The organism is Agrobacterium leguminum, from assembly GCF_015704895.1.
In the GTDB taxonomy this organism is placed as follows: Bacteria; Pseudomonadota; Alphaproteobacteria; order Rhizobiales; family Rhizobiaceae; genus Agrobacterium; species Agrobacterium leguminum.
Map to the genome: position 1 here is coordinate 525,242 of NZ_JADQWB010000002.1, position 22,790 is coordinate 548,031.

A 22,790-nucleotide genomic window follows, 5' to 3' on the forward strand; every position below is an offset into this window, starting at 1 on the left:
ACTTCAGCCGCGCATGCTCCTCCATGGCGACCGGGGTGAGATATTTGCGATCCGGGATCGCCGTTCAGCAATGGCGGTCTTGTCGTGAGGTGCGCTTTTATTGCTGTCCCTGAACGGCAATGGGTGGATTTCTACCCATAGGGGCTCATCCATGGGTGGAAATCCACCCATCAGACCTCGGTCATGTGCCGCTGCAGCCCGTATTTCTGCATTTTTTCGTAGAGCGTTTTGCGCGAAATGCCGAGATTCTCATAGACGGACTTCAGATTTCCGCCATGTGCGGCGATTGCATGTGCGATCAGGCTTTTTTCGTAAGCCGCGACCCGTGCGGAAAGGGCCGCTTTTCCGTCACCCTGAAACGGCAGCGAGGCTTCGGAAACATCGCTTTCCAGACCGAGAACGAAGCGGTCTGCGGCATTGCGCAATTCACGAACATTGCCCGGCCATTCACGCAGGGAGACGGCCGAAAGCAGACTTTGCGGCACGTCAGTGTCTTCCCGCCCGTAACGGGCAGCGGCTTCCCGCACGAGGTGCAGGAAAAGTAGCGGTATATCTGCGCTGCGCTGCGAGAGCGATGGTACGAGAAGTGTCGCCACGTTGAGCCGATAAAGAAGATCGGCGCGGAACCGGCCAGCCGCGACTTCCTGTTCCAGATCGACCTTGCTGGTGGCGATGAAACGGACATCGAGTTCGACCGTTTCATTCGAGCCGAGACGGGTAATCACCCGTTCCTGCAAGACACGCAGGAAGCGGCCCTGCAATTCGAAGGGCATGGAGCCGATCTCATCCAGCAATATGGTGCCGCCGCGAGCATGTTCGAACTTGCCGTAGCGCGGGCGCAGCGCTCCGGGGAAGGCACCTGCCTCATGACCGAACAATTCGCTTTCGATCAAAGTCTGGGGAAGGGCGGCGCAATTGATCGCCACGAAGGGCCGGTTGGCTCTGGCGCTGATATCGTGCAGAGCCCGCGCCACGACCTCCTTGCCGGCGCCCGTGTCACCGACGATCAGCGTATCGGCGTCCGTCGCGCCGATGGCGCGGATACGATACCGCAGATCGACCATGATCTGGGTTCTGCCGGGCAGACGCGTTTCGAGATCGTCATGCTTGCCCGCCACCGCCTTGAGGCGGCGGTTTTCCAGTACCAGCGCCCGCCGATCATTCGCCCTTTTGATGATACCGGCGAGATATTGCGGCGTGAACGGCTTTTCGATGAAATCATACGCGCCGTTGCGCATGGCGTTGACCGCGAGCTGCACATCGCCGTGGCCCGTCATCAGGATGACAGGTATTTCAGGATCGAGCTCCCGCACCTTCTGCAGCAGCGTCATGCCATCCATGCCGGGCATCCTGATATCGCTGACCACGACGCCGTCGAAGCTGTAGCCGATGAGTTCGAGCGCATGTTCTGCGCTTGCGAGCATGGTGACGGCAAAACCGGAAAGCTCCAGCGCCTGCGCGGTGGAAAAGCGCAATTCTTCCTCGTCATCGATCAACAGAACCCGCGACATGGTCATTCCGCAGCAGCCTCCACGCGCCAGGCGGCGGCCGGCAATTCGATATCGAACTCAGCCCCGCCCTCGTCATGGTTTCTGACACGGAGCTGGCCGCCAAAATCCTTGATGATGTTATAGGAGATGGACAGGCCAAGACCGAGGCCGCGTCCCACGCCCTTGGTGGTGAAGAAAGGATCGAAAATGCGTTCTGAAATCGCCGCCGGCACACCCGGACCGCGATCACGAATGAAAATCGACACCGACTGGCCATGCTGCACAGCACGCAGCGCAATGCGGCGATCCTCCCGCCCCTCCACCGCATCGGCAGCATTTGAGATGATGTTGACGAGCACCTGCTGCAGCCGCACCGGGCCGGCCTTCACGGCAAGCGGCACCCGGCCGAGATCCACATCCAGCACCGCATCGGCGGCCTTCAGCCGCGCACCGACGATTTCAAGCGTATCGCGAAGGACGGCTTCCAGACTTACTGCGGCCATTTTTTCATTGGGCTTGCGGGCGAAATTCCTGAGATGCTTGCTGATGGAGGCCATACGGTCGATAAGGCCCGAAATGCGCCTGAGGTTTTCCGTCACCTCCTCCAGCCGTCCCCGCTCCACGAGAAGCGAGGCGTTTTCGGCGTAGTTCTTGGCGGCTGCGAGCGGCTGGTTGAACTCATGCGACAACGCCGCCGACATCTGCCCGAGCGCTGCTAGCTTGCCCGCCTGCACCAGATCGTTCTGCATCTTGCGCAATTGTTTTTCCGTCTGGCGGCGTTCGGCGATTTCGTGCTCGATCTCCTGATTGACCCGCGCCAGATCGGCCGTGCGTTCCTCCACCCGGCGTTCCAGCTCCGCCTGCGCCTCCGCCTGATGGGTCAGCCGTTCCCGCAGGCGACGACGCCTTTGCAGCATGGCGGCGATGAGGGCGGCCGCCAGGCAGAGGCAGAGGATGATGGCTATCATCGCCGTCTTCACCTGCGTTCGGAGCGAACCCGTGTCCATCAGCACGCTGACTGTCCAGCCCGCGTCCGGCATCGGCTGCGACAGGACCATATATTCCCTTTCACCGTCATCCTGGCTGATGGTCATCAGCTGATGCGAACCGAAATTGCCGTTTTTCAGGGGCAATTCCTTAAGGGTGGCATTGGCGTAGCGGCGGGAAGCCTCGGTTCGCGCCAGCCTTTCGGGTGTCAGCGGCATCAGGCCGGAATAAAGCCATTGCGGCGTTCCGGTCATGAAGATGATGCCTTCCGGGTCCGATACCAGAATTCGGTTCTCACCATCGCCGAATGACGCCTCTATGCCTTCAATATCGACCTTGAAGACGATGACACCCTTGATCTCCTCGTTGAAGAGAATGGGCGCTGAAAAATAATAGCCACGCTTGTGGGAGGTGGTGCCAAGCGCGAAGAAGCGTGACTGGAAGCCTTTGGCGGCATCCTGAAAATAGGGACGGTAGCTGAAATTCTCACCGACGAAACTTGTCGGACCATCATAGTTGCTGGCGGCGATCGTCTCCCCATCCAGCGTGATGATGTAGATATCGGAGGATTCCAGCAGGGTGTTGATGGATTTGAGGTAGATATTGGCGCGCTGGCGCAGTTCGGCATCCTTGGGATGTGCGACCAGTTCCTCAATGTCGTCATGATCGGCAATCAGGGCCGGCAGCGGCTCGTAACGGTTCAAAAGCCCGCCGAGCGCAGAGACGGCCAGCCGCAGCGTCGTGCGGCCCTGCTCGGACATTTCGCCGAAATAGCTTTCCGCTATGATGCCGCCACCTCTCGTCACGGCGCCATAACCGAGGCCGAGGCTGAGAAGCATCAATAAAATCCAGCGATATTTCACCGAAGCTCCCCTCCTGTTGCAGGCATCGAAACCTGCTCTCCCTGAAAGAGTGTAGGAGGAGTGGCCGAATTTTCCAAGTGAGCGGAAAAGGCAGGTGGACGGTCCCGAAAACAAAAAACCGGCCACGAGGACCGGTTTTTTGCAAAGATGATTTCAGAAAAGCTTATGCGCTTTCCTTCGGCGTCAGAACCTGACGGCCGCGATACATACCGGTCTTCAGATCGATATGGTGCGGACGGCGCAGTTCGCCGGAGTTCTTGTCTTCAACATAGGTCGCAGACTTGAGACCGTCAGCCGAGCGGCGCATACCGCGCTTGGACGGGCTTGTTTTTCTTTTTGGTACAGCCATTTTTGTTACTCCACTTAAGCGGCGAAACAACGGAACCGGCCAGAACCAAAGGCCGAATGTCGGATGTCTCGATATCGGAAATTTGGCGCGCTTATACATGCCCAAACGGGCTTTGACCAGCCCTGACGCACATTTTTTCCGATTCAACGGAATCAGCGTGGCAAGCGATCCTCAGGCATCACACATCATGCCTCACGGCTTATCGAAAACGACAAGCTCCTTGAAGTGGTTCATGTCCTTAAATTCACAGAAAGCTGGCGGCCGCATCTCTATGACCGGCGCTGCGGCGCGCAGCTTTTCCAGTTCCTCGTCGAGCATCGCCTGCCAGCGCGGCAGGCACTCCGGCTCGAACCAGCGAATGATGTAGGACAGGGTGATGTGAAATTCGTAAGTGTCATGATCAGGATGTCGGTAGCCGAAGAAATCGGCGAATGTATCCCGCCAGAGAGCCACGATCTGATCGTCCTCGGCGGTTGCGCCCTTCATCACCAGTCCCACCGGGCGCAGGCCCGTAACCTCCATGTTGAAGGCCGGCAAAGCCGGAAAGGCTGAAAAACGGTCGCGATAGTAGTCCGTCATCGCATCGACCGACGCATCGAGCGGCATTTCGCTCGGCCAATAGGGAAGCGTGCGCCGCAAATCGTTGACACCCTGGAATACCGTCATGTGCAGGCTGGGAATAGGGGTGAAGGCGAGCTGCGGCGCCTCGGCCATATCCAGAAAACGCTGGCGGGTCGCAATGATCGCCTTTTCAGTCTGCGATCCCTCGACAAGATGGCAGACGACCGTGTTGCCCGAGTCGGGCAGAAACTCGCCATCCGCGTTGAAGCGGCTGCCGAGATGGCGCGGCGGCTGATCGTGGTTGGCGGCGGAAATATAGCCGAGATCTTTCGAGACGAGCGGGGCGTGCATGGGAAACTCCTTGTGAGACGTTTCCCCTAGTCCCCGCACGCGACAAAGCAATGACATCCGTCGGTCATTGACCGATCAATGCGCCTCATCCCAATTGTCAGCGGCGCGCGCATCCACCTTGAGCGGCACCTTCATGGAAATCGCCGGCATGGCCGCGTTTTCCATAACAGAGACGACGACCGGCAAGGTCTTTTCGATTTCCGCCTCCTCGACTTCGAAGATGAGTTCGTCATGCACCTGCAAAAGCATGCGGGCGGAAAGCTTTTCCGCCTCCAGCGCAGGCTCGATACGAACCATGGCGCGGCGGATGATATCGGCGGCGGAGCCCTGGATCGGCGCGTTGATGGCCGCGCGTTCGTTGAAGGCTTTTACCGAAGGATTGGAAGAGCGGATTTCCGGATAATGCGCGCGGCGGCCGAAAATCGTTTCGACATAACCGTTTTCGCGGGCGAAGGCTTTGGTTGCCTCCATGTAGTCGCGAATGCCGGGAAAGCGCTCGAAATATTTCTTGATATAGTCGCCGGCTTCGGAGCGGGCGATGCCGAGCTGGTTGGCGAGACCAAAGGCGGAAATGCCGTAGATAATGCCGAAGTTGATGGCCTTGGCGCGGCGGCGCACTTCCGACGGCATGCCTTCCACCGGCACACCGAACATTTCCGATGCCGTCATGGCGTGAATGTCGATGCCGTTTTCAAAGGCGTTGCGGAGCTGCGGAATATCGGCGACATGGGCCAGCACGCGCAGCTCGATCTGGCTGTAGTCGGCCGACAGAAGCTTGTGACCGGGTGTGGAGATGAAAGCCGTGCGAATTTTGCGGCCTTCGGCGGTGCGAACCGGGATGTTCTGAAGGTTCGGCTCCGAGGAGGACAGACGCCCCGTGGTGGTGGAGGCGAGCGCATAGGACGTATGCACCCGTTTCGTCTCGGGATGGATATATCCGGGCAGTGCATCCGTATAGGTCGATTTCAGCTTCGTCAGCTGCCGCCAGTCGACGATCTTGCGCGGCAGTTCGGCGCCTTCCGCCGCGAGATCTTCGAGAACCTGCGCCGAAGTCGACCATTGCCCGGTCTTGGTTTTGGAGCCGCCCGGCAGGCCCATCTTGCCAAACAGAATATCGCCGAGCTGCTTTGGCGAGCCGATGTTGAAGCGCTCACCCGCTAGCTCGTAGATTTCCTCTTCGAAGGACGCGGCCTTCTGGGCGAGTTCGCCGGAAAGACGCGAGAGAATCTGCCGGTCGACGGTGATGCCGCGCTCTTCCATATGCGCCAGAACCGGCACGAGGGGACGCTCCAGCCGCTCATAAACCTTGGTCAGCCGTTCCGAGACAAGCCTCGGCTTCAGCGCCATCCAGAGCCGCAGGGTGACATCGGCATCTTCCGCAGCATAAGCGGTCGCCTTGTCTATATCGACAAAATCGAAGGTGACGCTCGACTTGCCCGATCCCGCCACGTCCTTATAGGCGATCGGCGTGTGGCCGAGCCAGCGTTCGGACAGGGAATCCATGCCATGCGTTGCCTTGCCGGCCTCAAGGACATAAGAAATCAGCATCGTGTCGTCGAAGCTCTGCATGACGACGCCGTGGCGTTTCATCAGCAGATAATCATATTTCAGGTTTTGCGCGACCTTCAGAACGGCTTCGTCCTCAAGGAGGTCCTTCAGACGCGCCAGCGCCTCGGCAAAGGGCACCTGCCCTTCGGCCAGTTTGATGCCATCGCTGAAGAGATCGCCGCCGGAACCGGTCTTGTGCGTCAAGGGAACATAAGCGGCCCGGATATCGGTGCCCGTGGCATCCTTGCCATTATCGGCAATGGCCAGAGAAAAACCGACAAGTTCCGCCTGCATCGGGTCGAGCGAGGTCGTTTCCGTATCGAAGGCGACGATGCCTGTCTCCCGGGCCGCCGCGATCCAGCGGTCGAGCGTCGCAAGGTCCCTGATCGTCAGATAGGCGGTCGTATCGATCTTGGCGGCGGAAAAAAGCGCCTGTCGCGCTGTGGCGAGATCAGCGGGCGCGCTGCCCTCCCCCGTTACTTTCCTTGCCGGCGCGGCAGGCGAAGCCGCAGCGCCCGTCGCATCAGCGGCCACTTCGCCAGCCTTCACGGCAGCGGCCGGCGCATCGAGATCGGGACCATGGGCATCGGCACCCCATTGCACCGGCACATTGGCAGGGTCGATGGCGGAAGCGTCGGTTTCGGTTGCCTCGGCAACCCGGCGTGTCAGCGTCGTGAACTCCATCGCCTTCAGGAAGGCGATCAGTTTCGGGCCGTTCTGCGGTTCGAGCACCAGCGCTTCGAGAGACTGATCCAGCGGCACATCGGTTCTGAGCGCCACGAGCTGCCTGGAAAGGCGGGCAAGCTCCGCATTGGCGATGATATTTTCCCGGCGCTTCTGCTGCTTGATTTCGCCCGCCCGCGCCAGCAGCGTATCGAGATCGCCGTATTCCTCCAGCAATTGCGCCGCCGTCTTCGGGCCGATACCGGGAATGCCGGGCACATTATCGGTCGAGTCGCCGGTCATCGCCTGCAGGTCGATCATCTTTTCAGGGCCTACGCCCCACTTTTCGACAACATCCGGAATGCCGATCTGCTTGTCCTTCATGGCGTCGTACATGTGTACATTGGCCGTAACGAGCTGCATCAGATCCTTATCGGAAGAGATGATGGTGACATCGGCGCCGATCGCCTCGGCCTGCCGGGCATAGGTGGCGATGATATCGTCCGCCTCGAAGCCTTCCGTCTCGATGCAGGGAAGGTTGAAGGCGCGCGTCGCTTCACGGATCAGGCCGAATTGCGGCACCAGATCTTCTGGCGGCGCGGTGCGGTTGGCCTTGTAGAGATCATAAAGCTCGTTGCGGAAGGTCTTCGACGAATAGTCGAAAATCACCGCAAAATGGGTCGGCGTCACGCCGACATCGGTATTGCGCGCATCCTTCAGCAGCTTCCACAACATGTTGCAGAAGCCGGAGACGGCGTTGACCGGCAGCCCGTCCGACTTGCGGTTCAGCGGCGGGATTGCATGGAAGGCCCGGAAAATGAAACCGGAACCGTCAACGAGGAAGAGATGATCGCCTTTTTTCATGGGTAGCATGGATAGCGCGGGGCTGTTTTGACGTCTACCGAAACTTCGCACAACGCACCGCAAAGAGCGGGGAATGAGGCCGCACCACAGGCCCGCAAAATTCACCTGAACGTTACCGATTTGTAATCCGCCCTTCCCTTGAAAAGCCGCATTTGCAGACACATTTCATAAGGGACGGCGCCTGATCACGCCGTAGTCTGATAGCTGGCTCGTCCCCCGCCGCGTCAGACCGGACAAAGGCCTTTCCCCCTCTCCGGGCCTTTGTCCTCCAATATGACCGCCATGGCCGACCCCTCCCGGCCATGGCGGTTTTATTTTATGCGCCGTTTCGGACTGGCTTAAACATATCATGCGATATATATCGCGCTATCGAATTGCCGGGCTGAGCCGGCCGTGATGCTTTATGGGCGGAAAAATGGGTTTTTCCCGGGACGAATCGGCAATCTATCTCGCTTCGAAAATGGCGCGGGAATTCACCATGGCGCTGCAGAAAAGAGCCGCCGCCCTGGGTTTCTCACCCGGACAATTCCCCATCCTCATCGAGCTCTGGCATGAGGACGGCCTGACCCAGAGACAATTGCTCGATAGAATCGATGTCGAACAGGCGACGCTCGCCAATACGCTCTCGCGCATGGAACGCGACGGGCTGATCGTCCGCAAATCCCATCCAAGCGACCGCCGCGCCCAGATCATCGAACTGACCCAGCGCGGCAGGGATCTGGAAGCCAACGCCATTGCCGCCTCCGAAGCCACCGAAGACGCGCTGCTCAAGGATTTCCGGCGTTTCGAGAGACAGCTTCTGCTGGAATATATGCGCCGGGCGATCGAAAGCGCCAAAAAAGCGAAATAGCATTTACAGCCCGAAACCGCTTCGCACTTTCTCTGAACTGCTCTATCGTTCCGGCGGCCGCACGTTTGCCGATTCACGACGCGCCGGCCCCCTTGTTTCCCGCGATGCGCGATGCCCGGATGTTTCGTCTTATCGCCGGGTCACGACAGACATGACAGGATCAGCGATGACAGACGTTTCCCCCATTCTTTCCACCGCCGACGATAATCTCACCTCCAGCCTTGAGCGACTGTTCGAGCTCGTACGTATTCCGTCGATTTCGACGGACCCCGCCTACAAGGCGGAATGCCGCAAGGCGGCGGAATGGCTGGTCAGAACGCTTTCGGCGCTCGGCTTTACGGCCTCCGTGCGCGATACGGCCGGCCACCCCATGGTCGTGGCGCATCACGATGCGGCCACCAAGGACGCGCCGCATGTGCTTTTCTACGGCCATTATGACGTACAGCCGGTCGATCCGCTCGAGCTGTGGGAAAACGATCCGTTCGAACCCGCCGTCAAGGATATCGGCGCCGGCCGGCAGGTGATTACCGGACGCGGTACGGCGGACGACAAGGGCCAGCTGATGACCTTCGTGGAAGCCTGCCGGGCGTACAAGGCTGTCAATGGCGGCCTGCCGGTGCGCGTCACCATTCTTTTTGAAGGCGAAGAAGAATCCGGCTCGCCGTCGCTGAAGCCTTTCCTCGAAGCCAATGCGGAAGAACTGAAGGCCGATTATGCGCTGGTCTGCGATACCGGCATGTGGGACCGGGATACGCCAGCCATTGCCGCAGCCCTTCGCGGCCTGGTCGGCGAGGAAGTCGTCATCACTGCGGCCGACCGCGATCTGCATTCCGGTCTGTTCGGTGGGGCGGCGGCAAACCCCATCCACATCCTCACCGATATTCTCGCCGGCCTGCATGACGAGACCGGCCGGGTCACTCTTTCAGGCTTTTATGACGGCGTGGAAGAAACCCCGGCCAACATCAAGGCCTCCTGGGAGACGCTGGGCCGGACGGCCGAAGCCTTCCTCGGCGAAGTCGGCCTTTCGGTTCCCTCGGGCGAAAAGGGCCGCTCCGTGCTGGAGCAGACCTGGGCGCGGCCAACGGCGGAAGTCAACGGCATTATCGGCGGCTATACCGGCGACGGTTTCAAGACCGTGATCGCCGCCAAGGCCTCCGCCAAGGTGTCTTTCCGCCTTGTCGGCGAGCAGGATCCTGCGGCCATTCGTGAAAGCTTCCGGGCCTATGTGCGCTCGAAGATTCCCGCCGATTGCTCCGTGGAGTTCCACGAACATGGCGGCTCACCCGCCATCCAGCTTTCCTACGACTCGCCCGTGCTGACCAAAGCCAAAAATGCGCTTTCAGAGGAGTGGCCGAAACCTGCTGTCGTCATCGGTATGGGAGGCTCGATCCCGATTGTCGGCGATTTTCAGAAGATGCTGGGAATGGATTCGCTGCTTGTCGGCTTCGGACTTACCGATGACCGTATTCATTCGCCGAATGAAAAATACGACCTGCAGTCCTTCCACAAGGGCATCCGCTCCTGGGTCCGTATTCTCGACGCGCTCGCGGCGAAATAATCCAGAAAAAAGAGGAGGCGCCGAATATTCGGCACCTCCTCTGCACATAAAACAAAAAGGCCGGGCAAGCCCGACCTTTCCATCCGTTTTCCGTCAATGCCAGTACATCCGTGGTCAAAGCGTTTAAACGGTCTGATGCTCCAGAGCGCGTCAAAGATATCGACGCTGCTTTCCGGCTCAGGATCGGCTGCTTTGGTTAATCTTTGGTTAACACAACAGCAGCGGCACTTTTAAAAAGCGCCATTCCCGGCAGTTCCGGTCCGGAGCACTGTTGAACCCTATATTGGTATGTGACCTGGCTTTTTCAAGGGCAACCGGTCCAGCCCCTTCCTGCAAAAGAAAAAGGCCGGAAAAATCCGGCCTTTCCATTCATGCGAATGACCCTTTCGGGCCAAAGCGCTTATCAGGCAGCAACGAGGTTGCCTGCGGACATCTTGCCCGAGCGACGATCCTGCATCAGCTCGTAGGAGAGCTTCTGGCCGTCGTTGAGGGCGGTCAGACCAGCGCGCTCAACAGCGGAGATGTGAACGAATACGTCCTGCGAACCGTCGTCAGGCTGAATGAAGCCGTAGCCCTTGGTTGCGTTGAACCACTTTACTGTACCAGTCGCCATAACGATTTCCTTCCGTTGGCAATTGTATTTGCACTGCGAGCAGTGCGGACTTGGGTCGAATTTGAAGGAAAAGATCGTCGTGAGCGCCTAAAAAGACGCCGAAGCTCTGGTCGTCAAACAAATATCGATGGCGAAGTACCTAGGTTGGAAGGGGCTGAAAGTCAAGTTTCTTTGAACACGACCATCTGGTCAGGGTTCAGCAGGGAGCCAGACGACAGGAACGCCAAAAAGCAAAAACCCGGCGCGGGAGGAGGTGCGCCGGGTTCTTGAAACTGACTGACAATTGGGAGGAGGAGTATTGTCAGTCCAATCGGGCGACGCTGGGAGGAGGAGTGCGTCGCTTCGATGATTTGAAGATACAGGATCGCCGCTTAAAAAACAGACGTTTCATCGCAGCGCAGCATTGCGTATAATGCATAGCTGTTTCGAGGTGACTTGAAGCTTCTCCGCGTAACGCCTAATAAATACGCATGTCTATCGAATCCGTCAGAGCCTTTTTTACCGAAAAGTCGCCCGAGGTTGCCGTGATCGAAACGGAAACGAGTTCGGCGACGGTTGCGCTGGCCGCTGAAGCGCATGGTGTCGACCCCGACCAGATTGCGAAAACCATTTGCCTGAAGGCGGGTGAAACCATTCTTCTCGTCGTCGCCGCCGGCACGAAGCGGCTCGACAACCGCAAATTCCGCGATCATTTTGGCGCAAAGCCGCGCATGCTCGGACCGGAAGAGGTGGTTGCGGTGACCAGCCATCCGATCGGCGGCGTGTGCCCTTTCGGCCTGCCCTCCCCGCTTCCGGTGTTTTGCGACGTCTCTCTGAAAAACTATCATGAGGTGGTTCCCGCGGCCGGCGCCACCAATGCGGCGGTGAAGATCTCGCCGGAGGCGATGGCCGAGCTGACGGATGCGGAATGGGTCGACGTCTGCCAATGACGCCGATTTGATCCGGCGAGGACTTAACCCCGCCTTAAATTGCCGCATTTAAACTCTTCATCCTGGATTAAGGATCGCGCAGGCATAGAAGCCTTAAACCCGAACGGGATGCGCGCGGTTTCGCGAATAGGAGCGACTTCGGCTGGATGGCAGGCAAGGGTAAATCACGCGAACGGGTAGAACCCTCCTTCGGGGATTTCCACGAATCCGGTGATGACCTGCGCCTCGACGCCAGCGAGCGCATCAGCGGAACCACAAAGCAGCAAGCCAGAAAACCGAAGCCGACATCCGGCCGCACCAAATCCAGGAAAAAAGAAAAGCGCACCCGCAGCTCCGGCCGCGGCGCGACGGGCTTCATTCGCTCCCTCGTCTATTGGTGCATCGTACTCGGCATCTGGGGCGGCATCGGTGTTGCCGGTCTCGTTCTCTATTACGGTGCACGCATGCCGAGCGCCAGCAGCTGGTCCATTCCCGAACGCCCGCCGAATGTGAAGATCGTTTCGGTGAATGGCAGCGTGCTGGCCAATCGCGGCACCACCGGCGGCGAGGCGCTCGCGCTGGAAGATATGTCGCCCTATATTCCGCAGGCCGTCATGGCCATTGAGGACCGGCGGTTTTATTCGCATTTCGGAGTCGATCCGCTCGGTCTCGGACGCGCCATCGTCACGAATGTGCTGACGGGACGAACCGTGCAGGGCGGCTCGACGCTGACGCAGCAGCTCGCGAAAAACCTGTTCCTCTCGCCGGATCGCACGCTGGAACGCAAGGTTCAGGAAGTGCTGCTGTCCTTCTGGCTGGAGCATAAGTTCACCAAGGACCAGATTCTCGCGATGTATCTCAATCGCGTCTATTTCGGCTCCAATGCCTATGGCGTCGAGGCTGCCTCGCGGCGCTACTTCAACAAATCCGCGCGCGACGTCAATCTGGGCGAGGCGGCCATGCTGGCCGGGCTTCTTAAAGCGCCCTCGCGCCTTTCGCCGGCGCGCGATCCGCAGGCGGCGGAAGAGCGGGCGCAGGTCGTGCTGCAATCCATGCGCGATGTCGGCTTCATCACCGACGATGAAATCAAGACCGCCATGTCGCAGCCGCCGACCAAGGCGAAACGTTTCTGGTCTGGCGCCGAACACTACGCCGCCGATATGGTGCTGGAGGAAGTGCGCAACCTCGTCGGTGAGGTCAAGCAGGACATCGTCGTCGACACGACCATCGACCCCAATCTTGAGCGTGACGCCGAAAAGGCGCTGACCCACGTGCTGCAGGGTGACGGCAAGAAGCAGGGCGCTTCGCAGGCGGCGCTGGTTTCCATCGATGGCACGGGCGCGATCCGGGCCGTGGTGGGCGGGGCGGATTATGCCGAAAGCCAGTTCAACCGCGCCGCCAAGGCAAAACGGCAACCCGGCTCCGCATTCAAGCCCTTCGTTTACGTCGCCGCACTCGAATCCGGGCTCACGCCCTATACCATCCGCAACGACGCGCCTGTTCGCATCGGCAACTGGACCCCGGAAAATTACGAGAAGAAATATCGAGGCGAAGTGACGCTCGCCACCGCGCTCGCCAATTCGCTGAACACCATTGCCGCGCAGCTGGTGATGGAAGTGGGTCCGGATCGTGTGACCCAGGTGGCGCATCGCATGGGCATCGAATCCGAACTGCAGAACAATGCCTCCATCGCGCTCGGCACCTCGGAAGTGTCGCTGATGGAGCTCACGGCCTCCTACGCCCCCTTCATGAATGGCGGCTACAAGGCGACGCCGCATATCGTCAAACGCATCACCGATGCGGATGGCAAAGTGCTTTACGAAAACAAATACGACAACCCGCCGCGCGTCCTGAGCGAAGAGATCGCCGCGACCATGAACAGCATGCTGTCGCGCGTCATTACCGAAGGCACCGGCAAGGCGGCACGGCTGCAGGGCTGGCAGGCGGCAGGAAAATCCGGCACGACGCAATCCTTCCGCGACGCCCTTTTTGTCGGCTACACAAGCAACCTGACCACCGGCGTGTGGTTCGGCAATGACGACGGCACGTCGATGAAGAAGGTCACCGGCGGCGGGCTTCCCGCAAAGGCCTGGAAAGATTTCATGACCGCCGCCCATTCGGGGCTTTCGCCCTCACCGCTCTTCGGGCTTGGCGCAGGCGGCGTGCCGCCGCTTGGGGAAATGCAGCAGCCGGCGCCGGAAAGCACGCCCTCCTCCATCGGCGATATCATTTCCAATGCGCTCGGCGGCGGAACGGTGGATACGCGCGCCTATCCCGAAGCCCCGGTTGCACCAAACCCGAATCAGCCCGGTGCGCCGATGCCGCCGGCAAATATCCCTTCCCGCGATATCGAACCCGGCTATTCAGCCGGCAACGGGCCTGTACCACCCGCGGATATCGGCGGTCAGGCGCCATCCGGACCGAAGCAGACGACCCTGCTCGATATTCTGATGGGAAACTGACGACTTAGAGTGGTCGAAAAGCGCTTGTCTCAGGGCCGATGGCGATTTCGCCAGCGCTGCACGAAAATTCCCGATTTTGCAGGTTTTGGTTCCATGGGACAGGCCGTCTCCGCAGCTACGAGCGGAGAGGACGCCGACCCTGCAACATCCGCGTGCAGTCGCATTAACCGTAGATTGCCATTTGCGCCGGGGCGGTTACATTTCGGATGACTTTTTACGGTAAATGAATTATTAATCGTTCATATAAATTAATTTTCTTCTATCAAAATAACTTTTCAGGGCTTTATATTATGCTGGGTACTAAAGGCTCATCGCATGCCGTTTTTTACGGTGCCTCCTATTCCGCAGCCACCACTTTCGAATCGCCGGAAACGCAACCTTCCTCTTCGGAAAAAACCGTCTCCGCATTCCTGCGCGGCCAGTTCGCGCTCAAAAGAACGATTGACATCGCAGGGGCGTCCATCGCCCTTGTCGCACTCGCGCCGGTGCTGCTCACCGTGGCAGTGATGGTCAAACTCGACAGCAAGGGACCGGTCCTGTTTTCGCAGGTCCGCTGGGGCATGAACGGGCGGAAAATCCGTGTCTATAAATTCCGCTCCATGAGGACCGATCTCTGCGACGCCACCGGCGTGGCGCAGACGGTGAAGAACGACCCCAGAATAACCCGGATCGGCGCGGTTCTTCGCCGCACCAATATCGACGAACTGCCGCAGCTTCTGAATGTGCTGAAAGGCGATATGTCGCTGGTCGGGCCCCGCTGCCATGCCATCGGCATGCTGGCGGCCGGCCGTCTTTATGAGGAGTTGGTGCCGCACTACCATATGCGGCACCGGGTGCGGCCGGGCATTACCGGCCTTGCCCAGATGCGGGGATTGCGCGGCCCGACGGATCGCAGCGACAAGGCGCGCGCCCGAATCGTCTCCGATCTTTATTACGTCGACAATTTTTCGCTCTGGCTGGATATCAAGATCATGGTCGGAACGGTGATTTCCGAATTGCGCGGCGGCAAGGGGTTCTGATTTTTCAGGCGCCATTGCCGCAGCCGCAATCCGGCGCTGCAAAAATAAAAAGCCCGGCAGCGATGCCGGGCTTTTTTTCATGAAACCATCGTAACGATCAGTTTGTCGGCGCGGGAGCCGCAGCGGGATCCGGAAGCGGTGCCGGGTTTGCCGACAGCGTCCGCAGATAAGCGATGAGATCGGCGCGTTCCGTTTCCTTCTTCACGCCCGCAAAGCCCATGGCCGTGCCGGGAACGTGTTTCTTGGGAGCTTCGAGGAAGAAGCTGAGATGATCGTAATCCCAATGCACGGAACCGCCCTTGGAGAAATCCTTCATCCCTGCGGAGTAGCTGAAACCTTCATGGCTGGCGATCGGCCGGTTGACGATATCGAAGAGATTGGGGCCGACCTTGTTTGCACCACCACTCTCTCCGGTATGACAGCTCGTACACTTCTTGAAGACCGTCTCACCCTTGGCGGCATCGGCGCTGGCAAGCAATTGCGCGATCGGCGTCGCCGCGGCAGCGGCTTCTCCGCCGGCTGCGTCGCCGCCACCCTCTGCCGCAGCGATGGCATAACCTTCCTTTTCGGGCGCAGGCGCATGGAAAATGCCCTCAGACGCAATCGACACCGACATCAGGACGAAAACCGTGCCAAGCAACGCCCCAACGCCCATATTTACATAAGAATTCATCTATATGCGCTCCCTCGCATCCGCTTGATATAACGGGCATCTTGAAATTGCTCGAAAGCTATGGCTTTTGCACAGCCTGCGCAACTTGAATAATGCTCCCCACACCGTGACGTTTTGACACTTTTCGGGCGGGATTTGAAGGGTGTCGGATGAAGAATCGGGATTTCGAGAAAGCTGTCGTCCTCATACCGGCGCGGATGGCATCCACGCGCCTGCCGGGCAAGCCGCTCGCCGACATCGGCGGCAAGCCGATGATCGTGCAGGTGGCGCTGCGCGCACGCGAGGCCGGCGCAGAGCGAATCGTTGTGGCCGTCGATGACGAACAGGTGTTTTCGGCCGTCAAAAATGCCGGTTTCGACGTGATGATGACGCGCGACGACCACCAATCCGGCTCGGACCGCATTTTCGAAGCGCTGCAGAAAGCCGATCCCTATGGCAAGGCGGAATATGTCATCAATGTCCAGGGCGATCTTCCGACCATCGAAGCGGAGACGATCCGCGCTTCGTTGCGTCCACTGGAAAATGCCGCCGTCGATATTGCGACACTGACGGTCGAAATCACCGACGAGGAAGAAAAAACCAATCCGAACGTAGTGAAAGTGGTGGGCAGCCCGCTTTCCGAGTCGCGATTGCGCGCGCTTTATTTCACCCGCACCACCGCCCCTTATGGCGATGGCCCGCTTTATCATCACATCGGACTTTATACCTATCGCCGCGCAGCACTCGAGACATTCGTGAGCCTGCCGCCCTCGCCGCTGGAAAAACGCGAGCGGCTGGAACAGCTGCGCGCGCTGGAAGCCGGCATGCGCATCGACGCCGAAATCGTCAGTTCCGTGCCGCTCGGCGTCGACACGCCGCACGATCTGGAAAAAGCCCGCAAAATTCTCGCAAGCAGAACCCTCTAACGGACAGTCCCATGACCTTGAGCACAAATCGCATTGCCTTCCAGGGCGAATTCGGCGCGAATTCCGATATGGCCTGCCGCGACATGTTCCCGGATATGGAGCCTTTGCCGTGCCCGACATTCGAGGATGCCTTCAACGCCATTGAAAACGGCGAAGCCGATCTCGGCATGATCCCGATTGAAAACACGCTGGCCGGCCGCGTTGCTGATATTCATCACCTGCTGCCGGAATCGCACCTGCACATCATCGGCGAATATTTCATGCCGATCCGCTTCCAGTTGATGGTGATGCCGGGCGTGAAGAAGGACGAGATTCGCACCGTCCACAGCCACATTCACGCGCTTGGCCAGTGCCGGAAAATCATCCGCTCGAACGGCTGGAAGCCCGTCATCGCCGGCGATACGGCGGGCTCCGCGAGACTGGTGTCCGAAAAGGGCGACCGCAGCATGGCGGCACTTGCGCCGCGCCTTGCCGCCAATCTCTACGGCCTCGATATTCTCGCTGAAAACGTCGAGGATTCGGAAAACAACGTCACGCGTTTCGTTGTGCTTTCCCGCGATGAAAATTGGGCCAAGCGTCAGTCTAGCGACGAAATCGTCGTCACCACCTTTGTCTTCAACGTCCGCAATATTCCGGCCGCGCTCTACAAAGCCATGGGCGGCTTTGCGACAAACGGCATCAACATGACGAAGCTCGAAAGCTACCAGCTCGGCGGCAAATTCGTAGCAACGCAGTTTTATGCCGATATTGAAGGCCATCCCGACGACGAACCGGTGCGGCATGCGCTGGATGAGTTGCGCTTCTTCTCCGAAAAAGTCCGCATTCTCGGCGTCTACAAGGGCCATGCGATGCGGGGCAAGCTCAACCAGGGTTGAGCCTGCCGAACGCGATTATTTCGTCCATTCCACCCAATCGCGCATCAGCCGGTGCGCGATGGCGCCGCCGGGAGGCGCGGAAAAGCCCTCACCCGTTGCCGTCTCCAGCATCTTGGCGACTTCCGCCCGCGTGAACCAGCGGCAATCCTCCAGTTCGATCTCATCGCGGGCAATATCGAAAGACAGCGCCTCTGCATAACAGCCGATCATCAGCGTATGCGGCATCGGCCAGGGCTGCGAGGCGTGGTAACGCACGCGGCCGATCTCGACGCCGGATTCCTCATGCGTTTCGCGGCGTACTGCCTGCTCGATGGTTTCGCCCGGCTCCACAAAACCGGCGAGGCACGAATACATGCCCGGTGCAAAATGCGCACCGCGGCCAAGCAGGCAAAGATCACGCTCGATATCGATCGTCATCATGATGACGACGGGATCGGTGCGGGGAAAAATCGTGTGATTGCAGGCGGCGCAGATGCGCTTGTAGCCGCCGATGCGCAGCTCCATAGTGCCGCCGCACTTACCGCAAAACCGATTTTCGGCGTTCCAGTGGGTAAGGCTGACGGCCTGGGCAACCTCGCTCAGCAATTCCTCATCGAGAAGATGGTCGCGATAAAGGGTGCGGGCGTCGGCGAGTTTATAGTGGCTGGCCAGCTGGTCCTCGGCTACGGCGACCGGCACCGCAATTCTCGGCTCGCCGGTTTCGCGATATCCGAGCAGCACGGCATTGTCGAAATCCGGCTGCAGTTCTGCCAGCTCATAAGCGGAAAACAGGGGATCGATGACCTGTTCGTCATGCTTCAGGACAAGTCGGTTGCCCGAGAAAGCGAAAATATGGGTGCCATCGACCTTCAGCGCATCGGCAACGCACTCTTCCGACCGTTTTTCGGCAAAACGGTCGAGGGCGTTCTTGGAAAAGGCTGTCAGCAGGCTTGCTTCGGGATGGGGGGCAGTGGTTTCAAAAATTTTCATGGAAATCATCAGAGCGCGCCGGAGATTTTTTTCATCAAACTTTCCTTTTCGCCCGCGGCATAGGGCACAGGCGTTCCGTGACCCCAGATGGGACCCGGCCAGCAGGTGTCGCCTTCATTGCGAGCGATTATATGGACATGAAGCTGCCGGACGATATTGCCCAAAGCACCGACATTAATCTTGGTGGCTCCGGTGATTTCTTTCAAGGCAGACGCGACGAGATTGGTCTCGAATGTCAGCACGGCCTGATCAAGCGGGGTGAGATCGAACAATTCACTGACGCCGTCTCGTTGCGGCACCAGCACCAGCCAGGGCCAGCGGTTGTCGTTTTGCAAACGCAGTTCACATAGTCCCAAACGCGTCACAAGCACGCTGTCGCGCGCCAGTCTGTCGTCCAGCCGGAATGTCTCCAAGGTGTCCTCCATGTTTGTTTTCATTGTGATAGCAGTTTTTTGAAGGCTTGGCTTGCATTTGCTTTCGATATTGCCGATATGTGGCCCCGGGAGGTTGGTGGTGGACGAGCCACTCGCCAACCGGGTCAGGTCCGGAAGGAAGCAGCCCTAACGAGCCCGGCACGGGTCGCCGTGCCAGCCTCCCACCTTTTTTAAAAGACGTGCTCAGCTTTCGCCGGGCCAGTTCAGCGCCCCAAGACAACTGGCAAAACAAACTGGCGAGGCAATGAGCGACACCGTACCCACCACATCAAGCGAATCCCAGGTCGGGACCGGCTACCGGGTACTGGCGCGCAAATATCGCCCCAAGGATTTTTCCGATCTGATGGTCGGCCAGGAGCCGATGGTCCGCACGCTGACCAACGCGTTTGAGACCGGCCGTATCGCGCAGGCCTATATGCTGACCGGCGTTCGCGGCGTGGGCAAGACGACCACGGCCCGCATTCTCGCCCGCGCGCTGAATTACAAGACCGACACCATCGACAAGCCAACCATCGACCTGCGCATTCCCGGTGAACATTGCCAGGCGATCATGGAAGGCCGGCATGTCGACGTGATCGAGATGGACGCCGCCTCCCATACCGGTATCGACGATATTCGCGAGATCATCGAACAGGTGCGTTACCGCCCGGTTTCGGCGCGCTACAAGGTCTATATCATCGACGAAGTGCACATGCTGTCGACGCAGGCTTTCAACGGTCTTTTGAAGACCTTGGAAGAGCCGCCAGAGCATGTGAAATTCATCTTCGCAACCACCGAAATCCGCAAGGTTCCGATCACCGTTCTGTCTCGTTGCCAGCGCTTCGATCTGCGTCGCATCAGCGCCGCCGATCTGGTCGGCCTGTTCACCGCCATTGCCGGCAAGGAAGGTTTCGAAGCCGATCCGCAGGCACTGTCGATGATCGCCCGCGCTGCCGAAGGTTCCGCCCGTGACGGCCTTTCGCTGCTCGATCAGGCGATTGCCCATGGCAGCGGGCGTGTGGAAGCGGAAGCCGTGCGCGGCATGCTCGGTCTTGCCGACCGTGCACGTATCGTCGATCTCTTTCAGCATGTCGTCAAAGGCGATGTCGCGGCCGCCCTTTCGGAGTTCAACGGGCAATATGAGGCGGGCGCAAACCCTGTCGTCGTATTGAACGATCTTGCCGATTTCACCCATCTCGTCACCCGCATGAAATATGTGCCTGACGCGGCGGAAGACCCCTCGCTTTCCGAGATCGAGCGCGTGCGCGGCGCGGAATTTGCCGAGACGATTGCGATAACCGCGCTTTCGCGCATCTGGCAGATGCTGTTGAAAGGCATTCCGGAAACGGAAAACGCCTCGCGCCCGGCGGGTGCGGCCGAAATGGTGCTGATCCGGCTTTCGCACGCCGCCAATCTGCCCGCACCTGAAGATGCCGCGCGGCGCTTGCTGGAGCTTTCGAACGGTGAAGGCGGTTACGCCAATGGCGGACCTTCGGGCGGCGGCAATGGCGGCGGTGCCCGCGCCTATTCGTCAGGACAGGCCGTGGCTGCGGGAAGACCTGTCGATCTTCCCGCCCAGCGCCAGACGACACCGCAGACCTCCGCCGTGCTGCGCGCGGTTCCGGACAGCCGCCCGCAGGAGATGCAGGTCGCGGCACCGAAAACCGAAGAGCGGCCGGAGCCGAAGGTTCCCGTTAATTCGGTGCAGGATATTGCCGATCTCTGCCAGAAGAACCGCGATCCCGTCATGCGGGCGAAGGTGCGCAACTTTGTGCGGTTGGTGCGGCTGGAGCCCGGCCGGCTTGATATGCGCCTCGGCGAAGGCGCGCCCGGATCGCTTCCCGGCGAGCTTGGCGTCAAGCTCAAGGAATGGACCGGTATCCACTGGATCGTCAGCCTCAGCAAGGAACAGGGCGAGCCGACCCTTGTTGAAGCGGAAGGCAATGCCCGGGATGCCCGTCTTGTCGATGCGCGGCAGGATCCTGACGTTGCCGCCATTCTGGCGCAGTTTCCCGGCGCAAAGATCACCGACGTGCGCATCCGCGCCGCCGCACAGGATGAGGCCGAAGAGATCGCGCCTCCATCGGTTGCCGAATCGAGCGAAGGCGACATCCTTCCCGGCGACGACATCGAGTTTTAAACAAAAAGAACAGGAGATTGGCACATGCGTGACATCATGGGCATGATGGGCAAGGTCAAGGAAATGCAGTCCAAGATGGAGAAGGTGCAGGAAGAAATCGCCGCCCTTGAAGTCGAAGGCAGGGCTGGCGGCGGCCTCGTGACCGTCATTCTCAACGGTAAGGGCGAAATGCGCGGCCTGAAAATCGATCCTTCGCTGTTCAAGGAAGACGAGGTGGAAATCCTCGAAGACCTGATCGTGGCTGCCCACAAGGACGCCAAGGAAAAGGGCGAAGCGCAGGCGCAGGAAAAGATGGCCGGCCTGACCGCGGGCCTGCCGCTGCCGCCCGGCATGAAGTTCCCGTTCTGATATAATCAAGGTGAAGAGGATGGCGACACGCGGGGAGTGGTCGCCGTCGTTGTCTCAAGGCAGGATCAGGCTTCCAGCATCGCGCGGAACCGGCTTGCAAGCGGCGTTTCGAGATAGGCCGCGCGTTCAGCCATATCGAGCTGCATGGGGCGGAAGCGCTGTAGAATAGTCGGTATGGCCAGTTTCGTTCCCTGATAGGGTGCGAAGGCGATATCCTCCCCGGAGGCGAGCATTCCACCTTTCAGCACCCGGCAATAAAAACCCGGCTGGCCCGCCTGCCGGAAGCGCGGTGCGAAATCGGGGTCGCCGATGCGGGCTGACAGGGTGGCGCAGGGAATGCGGGCAGCAGTCACCTCCAGCACGACTTCGTGGGCCGAGAACCTGTCGCCGACATGGAGTTTTGCGCTGTCGACGCCATCAAGAACAAGATTTTCGCCGAAAAACCCGGCTTCGACGACAAAGCCCAGAGAGCGCGACCAGAAATCGAGATCGACGGACCCCATGACGTAAATCGCCTGATCAGGCCCGCCATGATGTTTGCGATTGCAGACGGCATCGCTGACGATGCCTTCCGCATCAACCATGACCGGGCCGTGGACGGGATGCTTGAAGATGCCCGTCTTCATCGTCTTTCCCGGCAGGCTTTTTGCCTCGCCCCGGCATACCGCCCTGATTTTCATGGACTGCCCTTTGCGCTTCATGATTCCCGTTTCCCGATTTATGCAGTAGAAAGCGCTCATGGCAAAACGAGTCACCGGTCCCGAAATTGAAAAACTGATCCAGCTTCTGGCAAAAGTGCCGGGGCTTGGGCCCCGCTCTGCGCGGCGGGCGGCGTTGCATCTCATCAAGAAGAAGGAACAGCTTCTCGGGCCGTTGGGCCATGCGATGGGCGAGGCCTATGACAAGGTGAAGATCTGCTCCTGCTGCGGCAATGTCGATACGATCGATCCCTGCACCGTCTGCACCGACGACCGGCGCGACCAGTCGGTCATCATCGTGGTGGAAGACGTGTCGGATCTTTGGGCGCTGGAGCGGACGGGCGCGATGAACACCGCCTATCACGTGCTGGGCGGCACGCTTTCGCCGCTCGACGGCGTCGGGCCGGAGGATTTGAATATCAAGGGCCTGATCGACCGTGTCAGCGCCGGCGGCATCCGCGAGCTTATCATCGCCGTCAATGCGACGGTGGAGGGGCAGGCAACCGCCCACTACATTACCGACCGCCTTTCCGGTCTCGACATCAAGATCACCCGGCTTGCGCATGGCGTGCCGGTGGGCGGTGAACTCGATTATCTCGACGAGGGTACATTGACGGCGGCGCTTCGGGCGCGCACGACGATCTGAAGTCGCCCTCCCTCCCCGTCATTCAAAGAGGAGACCG

At 59.5% G+C, this 22,790-nt stretch carries 20 protein-coding genes and 1 other RNA gene; 11 read left to right on the top strand and 10 right to left on the bottom strand.

All coding sequences use genetic code 11. The features are described 5' to 3' along the window. Positions 1–170 precede the first annotated feature (170 nt). The 5 genes from I3J13_RS05495 to polA form a co-directional block, all read right to left on the bottom strand. Positions 171–1,517, bottom strand: coding sequence for a sigma-54-dependent transcriptional regulator (locus I3J13_RS05495; protein WP_196378209.1), 1,347 nt, complete (start codon positions 1,515–1,517; stop codon positions 171–173). Further along, entirely contained in the window at positions 1,514–3,316 is a 1,803-nt protein-coding gene (locus I3J13_RS05500) for a sensor histidine kinase (protein WP_196378210.1), read from the bottom strand. Before I3J13_RS05500 ends, I3J13_RS05495 begins: the two co-directional genes overlap by 4 nt. Before the next feature lie 187 nt (positions 3,317–3,503). Then, positions 3,504–3,689, bottom strand: a complete 186-nt coding sequence (gene rpmF / locus I3J13_RS05505; RefSeq protein WP_003507205.1) for a 50S ribosomal protein L32 — start codon at positions 3,687–3,689, stop codon at positions 3,504–3,506. Between the two features lie 192 nt (positions 3,690–3,881). Next, on the bottom strand, positions 3,882–4,601 hold the full coding sequence (locus I3J13_RS05510) for a DUF1868 domain-containing protein (RefSeq protein WP_196378211.1): 720 nt from the start codon (positions 4,599–4,601) through the stop codon (positions 3,882–3,884). Positions 4,602–4,676: 75 nt separating this feature from the next. Beyond that, positions 4,677–7,676 carry a DNA polymerase I gene (gene polA, locus I3J13_RS05515; protein ID WP_196378212.1) on the bottom strand — a complete coding sequence of 1,000 codons (3,000 nt, stop codon included), beginning with the start codon at positions 7,674–7,676 and terminating at the stop codon, positions 4,677–4,679. 415 nt (positions 7,677–8,091) lie between these two features. On the opposite strand from polA, the gene I3J13_RS05520 reads away from it, so the two are divergent. Both I3J13_RS05520 and I3J13_RS05525 read left to right on the top strand, forming a co-directional pair. Beyond that, positions 8,092–8,526: a MarR family winged helix-turn-helix transcriptional regulator gene (locus tag I3J13_RS05520; RefSeq protein ID WP_035259662.1), complete on the top strand. Its 435-nt coding sequence runs from the start codon at positions 8,092–8,094 to the stop codon at positions 8,524–8,526. 166 nt (positions 8,527–8,692) lie between these two features. Beyond that, complete coding sequence (locus tag I3J13_RS05525) at positions 8,693–10,084, top strand: dipeptidase (protein WP_059758948.1); 1,392 nt, start codon at positions 8,693–8,695, stop codon at positions 10,082–10,084. Between the two features lie 403 nt (positions 10,085–10,487). Here the strand turns inward: I3J13_RS05525 and I3J13_RS05530 are convergent, their stop codons facing one another. Further along, on the bottom strand, positions 10,488–10,697 hold the full coding sequence (locus I3J13_RS05530; protein ID WP_003492998.1) for a cold-shock protein: 210 nt from the start codon (positions 10,695–10,697) through the stop codon (positions 10,488–10,490). Between the two features lie 470 nt (positions 10,698–11,167). Here I3J13_RS05530 and I3J13_RS05535 point away from each other — a divergent pair, with 470 nt between their 5' ends. The 3 genes from I3J13_RS05535 (at position 11,168) to I3J13_RS05545 (ending at position 15,086) form a co-directional block, all read left to right on the top strand. Beyond that, a complete protein-coding gene (locus I3J13_RS05535; protein WP_020811679.1) occupies positions 11,168–11,626 on the top strand; it encodes a YbaK/EbsC family protein in 459 nt (152 codons plus the stop codon). 146 nt (positions 11,627–11,772) lie between these two features. Further along, positions 11,773–14,067, top strand: a complete 2,295-nt coding sequence (locus I3J13_RS05540) for a transglycosylase domain-containing protein (protein ID WP_196378213.1) — start codon at positions 11,773–11,775, stop codon at positions 14,065–14,067. A 290-nt stretch (positions 14,068–14,357) separates the two neighbouring features. Beyond that, positions 14,358–15,086, top strand: a complete 729-nt coding sequence (locus I3J13_RS05545) for a sugar transferase (protein WP_003524319.1) — start codon at positions 14,358–14,360, stop codon at positions 15,084–15,086. 97 nt (positions 15,087–15,183) lie between these two features. Here the strand turns inward: I3J13_RS05545 and I3J13_RS05550 are convergent, their stop codons facing one another. After that, complete coding sequence (locus I3J13_RS05550) at positions 15,184–15,759, bottom strand: c-type cytochrome (protein WP_196378214.1); 576 nt, start codon at positions 15,757–15,759, stop codon at positions 15,184–15,186. Positions 15,760–15,908: 149 nt separating this feature from the next. Here I3J13_RS05550 and I3J13_RS05555 point away from each other — a divergent pair, with 149 nt between their 5' ends. Both I3J13_RS05555 and I3J13_RS05560 read left to right on the top strand, forming a co-directional pair. Beyond that, positions 15,909–16,664 (top strand): 3-deoxy-manno-octulosonate cytidylyltransferase, encoded by a 756-nt coding sequence (locus tag I3J13_RS05555; protein ID WP_059758939.1) that lies wholly within the window; start codon positions 15,909–15,911, stop codon positions 16,662–16,664. Between the two features lie 11 nt (positions 16,665–16,675). Then, positions 16,676–17,539 (top strand): prephenate dehydratase, encoded by an 864-nt coding sequence (locus I3J13_RS05560; RefSeq protein ID WP_196378215.1) that lies wholly within the window; start codon positions 16,676–16,678, stop codon positions 17,537–17,539. Between the two features lie 15 nt (positions 17,540–17,554). On the opposite strand, the gene nudC is transcribed toward I3J13_RS05560, so the two are convergent. Together nudC and I3J13_RS05570 are read right to left on the bottom strand one after the other, a co-directional pair. Beyond that, positions 17,555–18,517 (bottom strand): NAD(+) diphosphatase, encoded by a 963-nt coding sequence (gene nudC, locus I3J13_RS05565; RefSeq protein ID WP_196378216.1) that lies wholly within the window; start codon positions 18,515–18,517, stop codon positions 17,555–17,557. Further along, the gene (locus I3J13_RS05570; protein ID WP_065654787.1) at positions 18,517–18,945 is read right to left on the bottom strand and encodes an HIT domain-containing protein; all 429 of its coding nucleotides are present in this window, start codon (positions 18,943–18,945) and stop codon (positions 18,517–18,519) included. Before I3J13_RS05570 ends, nudC begins: the two co-directional genes overlap by 1 nt. Positions 18,946–19,010: 65 nt before the next feature. Here I3J13_RS05570 and ffs point away from each other — a divergent pair. The 3 genes from ffs to I3J13_RS05585 all read left to right on the top strand — a co-directional run bounded on the left by ffs (position 19,011) and on the right by I3J13_RS05585 (position 21,409). Continuing rightward, an RNA gene (ffs, locus tag I3J13_RS05575) (signal recognition particle sRNA small type) lies at positions 19,011–19,107 on the top strand. A gap of 79 nt (positions 19,108–19,186) precedes the next feature. Beyond that, on the top strand, positions 19,187–21,061 hold the full coding sequence (locus I3J13_RS05580; RefSeq protein WP_196378217.1) for a DNA polymerase III subunit gamma/tau: 1,875 nt from the start codon (positions 19,187–19,189) through the stop codon (positions 21,059–21,061). A gap of 24 nt (positions 21,062–21,085) precedes the next feature. Beyond that, complete coding sequence (locus I3J13_RS05585) at positions 21,086–21,409, top strand: YbaB/EbfC family nucleoid-associated protein (protein ID WP_003507179.1); 324 nt, start codon at positions 21,086–21,088, stop codon at positions 21,407–21,409. 65 nt (positions 21,410–21,474) lie between these two features. Here I3J13_RS05585 and I3J13_RS05590 read toward each other — a convergent pair whose 3' ends face one another. Next, positions 21,475–22,110 carry an MOSC domain-containing protein gene (locus I3J13_RS05590; RefSeq protein WP_196378218.1) on the bottom strand — a complete coding sequence of 212 codons (636 nt, stop codon included), beginning with the start codon at positions 22,108–22,110 and terminating at the stop codon, positions 21,475–21,477. A gap of 37 nt (positions 22,111–22,147) precedes the next feature. Between I3J13_RS05590 and recR the strand changes: the two genes are divergently transcribed. Further along, positions 22,148–22,753, top strand: a complete 606-nt coding sequence (gene recR / locus I3J13_RS05595) for a recombination mediator RecR (protein ID WP_003524309.1) — start codon at positions 22,148–22,150, stop codon at positions 22,751–22,753. Positions 22,754–22,790: the final 37 nt, after the last annotated feature.

Bases quoted from the DNA above. Each gene is read 5' to 3' on its own strand.
- I3J13_RS05495 (WP_196378209.1), bottom strand. From the start codon at position 1,517: ATGACCATGTCGCGGGTTCTGTTGATCGATGACGAGGAAGAATTGCGC.
- I3J13_RS05550 (WP_196378214.1), bottom strand. From the start codon at position 15,759: ATGAATTCTTATGTAAATATGGGCGTTGGGGCGTTGCTTGGCACGGTT.
- I3J13_RS05535 (WP_020811679.1), top strand. From the start codon at position 11,168: ATGTCTATCGAATCCGTCAGAGCCTTTTTTACCGAAAAGTCGCCCGAG.
- I3J13_RS05570 (WP_065654787.1), bottom strand. From the start codon at position 18,945: ATGAAAACAAACATGGAGGACACCTTGGAGACATTCCGGCTGGACGAC.
- I3J13_RS05555 (WP_059758939.1), top strand. From the start codon at position 15,909: ATGAAGAATCGGGATTTCGAGAAAGCTGTCGTCCTCATACCGGCGCGG.
- I3J13_RS05545 (WP_003524319.1), top strand. From the start codon at position 14,358: ATGCTGGGTACTAAAGGCTCATCGCATGCCGTTTTTTACGGTGCCTCC.
- I3J13_RS05585 (WP_003507179.1), top strand. From the start codon at position 21,086: ATGCGTGACATCATGGGCATGATGGGCAAGGTCAAGGAAATGCAGTCC.
- I3J13_RS05560 (WP_196378215.1), top strand. From the start codon at position 16,676: ATGACCTTGAGCACAAATCGCATTGCCTTCCAGGGCGAATTCGGCGCG.
- I3J13_RS05510 (WP_196378211.1), bottom strand. From the start codon at position 4,601: ATGCACGCCCCGCTCGTCTCGAAAGATCTCGGCTATATTTCCGCCGCC.
- rpmF (WP_003507205.1), bottom strand. From the start codon at position 3,689: ATGGCTGTACCAAAAAGAAAAACAAGCCCGTCCAAGCGCGGTATGCGC.
- I3J13_RS05540 (WP_196378213.1), top strand. From the start codon at position 11,773: ATGGCAGGCAAGGGTAAATCACGCGAACGGGTAGAACCCTCCTTCGGG.
- I3J13_RS05525 (WP_059758948.1), top strand. From the start codon at position 8,693: ATGACAGACGTTTCCCCCATTCTTTCCACCGCCGACGATAATCTCACC.
- polA (WP_196378212.1), bottom strand. From the start codon at position 7,676: ATGAAAAAAGGCGATCATCTCTTCCTCGTTGACGGTTCCGGTTTCATT.
- I3J13_RS05590 (WP_196378218.1), bottom strand. From the start codon at position 22,110: ATGAAGCGCAAAGGGCAGTCCATGAAAATCAGGGCGGTATGCCGGGGC.
- I3J13_RS05580 (WP_196378217.1), top strand. From the start codon at position 19,187: ATGAGCGACACCGTACCCACCACATCAAGCGAATCCCAGGTCGGGACC.
- recR (WP_003524309.1), top strand. From the start codon at position 22,148: ATGGCAAAACGAGTCACCGGTCCCGAAATTGAAAAACTGATCCAGCTT.
- nudC (WP_196378216.1), bottom strand. From the start codon at position 18,517: ATGATTTCCATGAAAATTTTTGAAACCACTGCCCCCCATCCCGAAGCA.
- I3J13_RS05530 (WP_003492998.1), bottom strand. From the start codon at position 10,697: ATGGCGACTGGTACAGTAAAGTGGTTCAACGCAACCAAGGGCTACGGC.
- I3J13_RS05500 (WP_196378210.1), bottom strand. From the start codon at position 3,316: ATGCTTCTCAGCCTCGGCCTCGGTTATGGCGCCGTGACGAGAGGTGGC.
- I3J13_RS05520 (WP_035259662.1), top strand. From the start codon at position 8,092: ATGGGTTTTTCCCGGGACGAATCGGCAATCTATCTCGCTTCGAAAATG.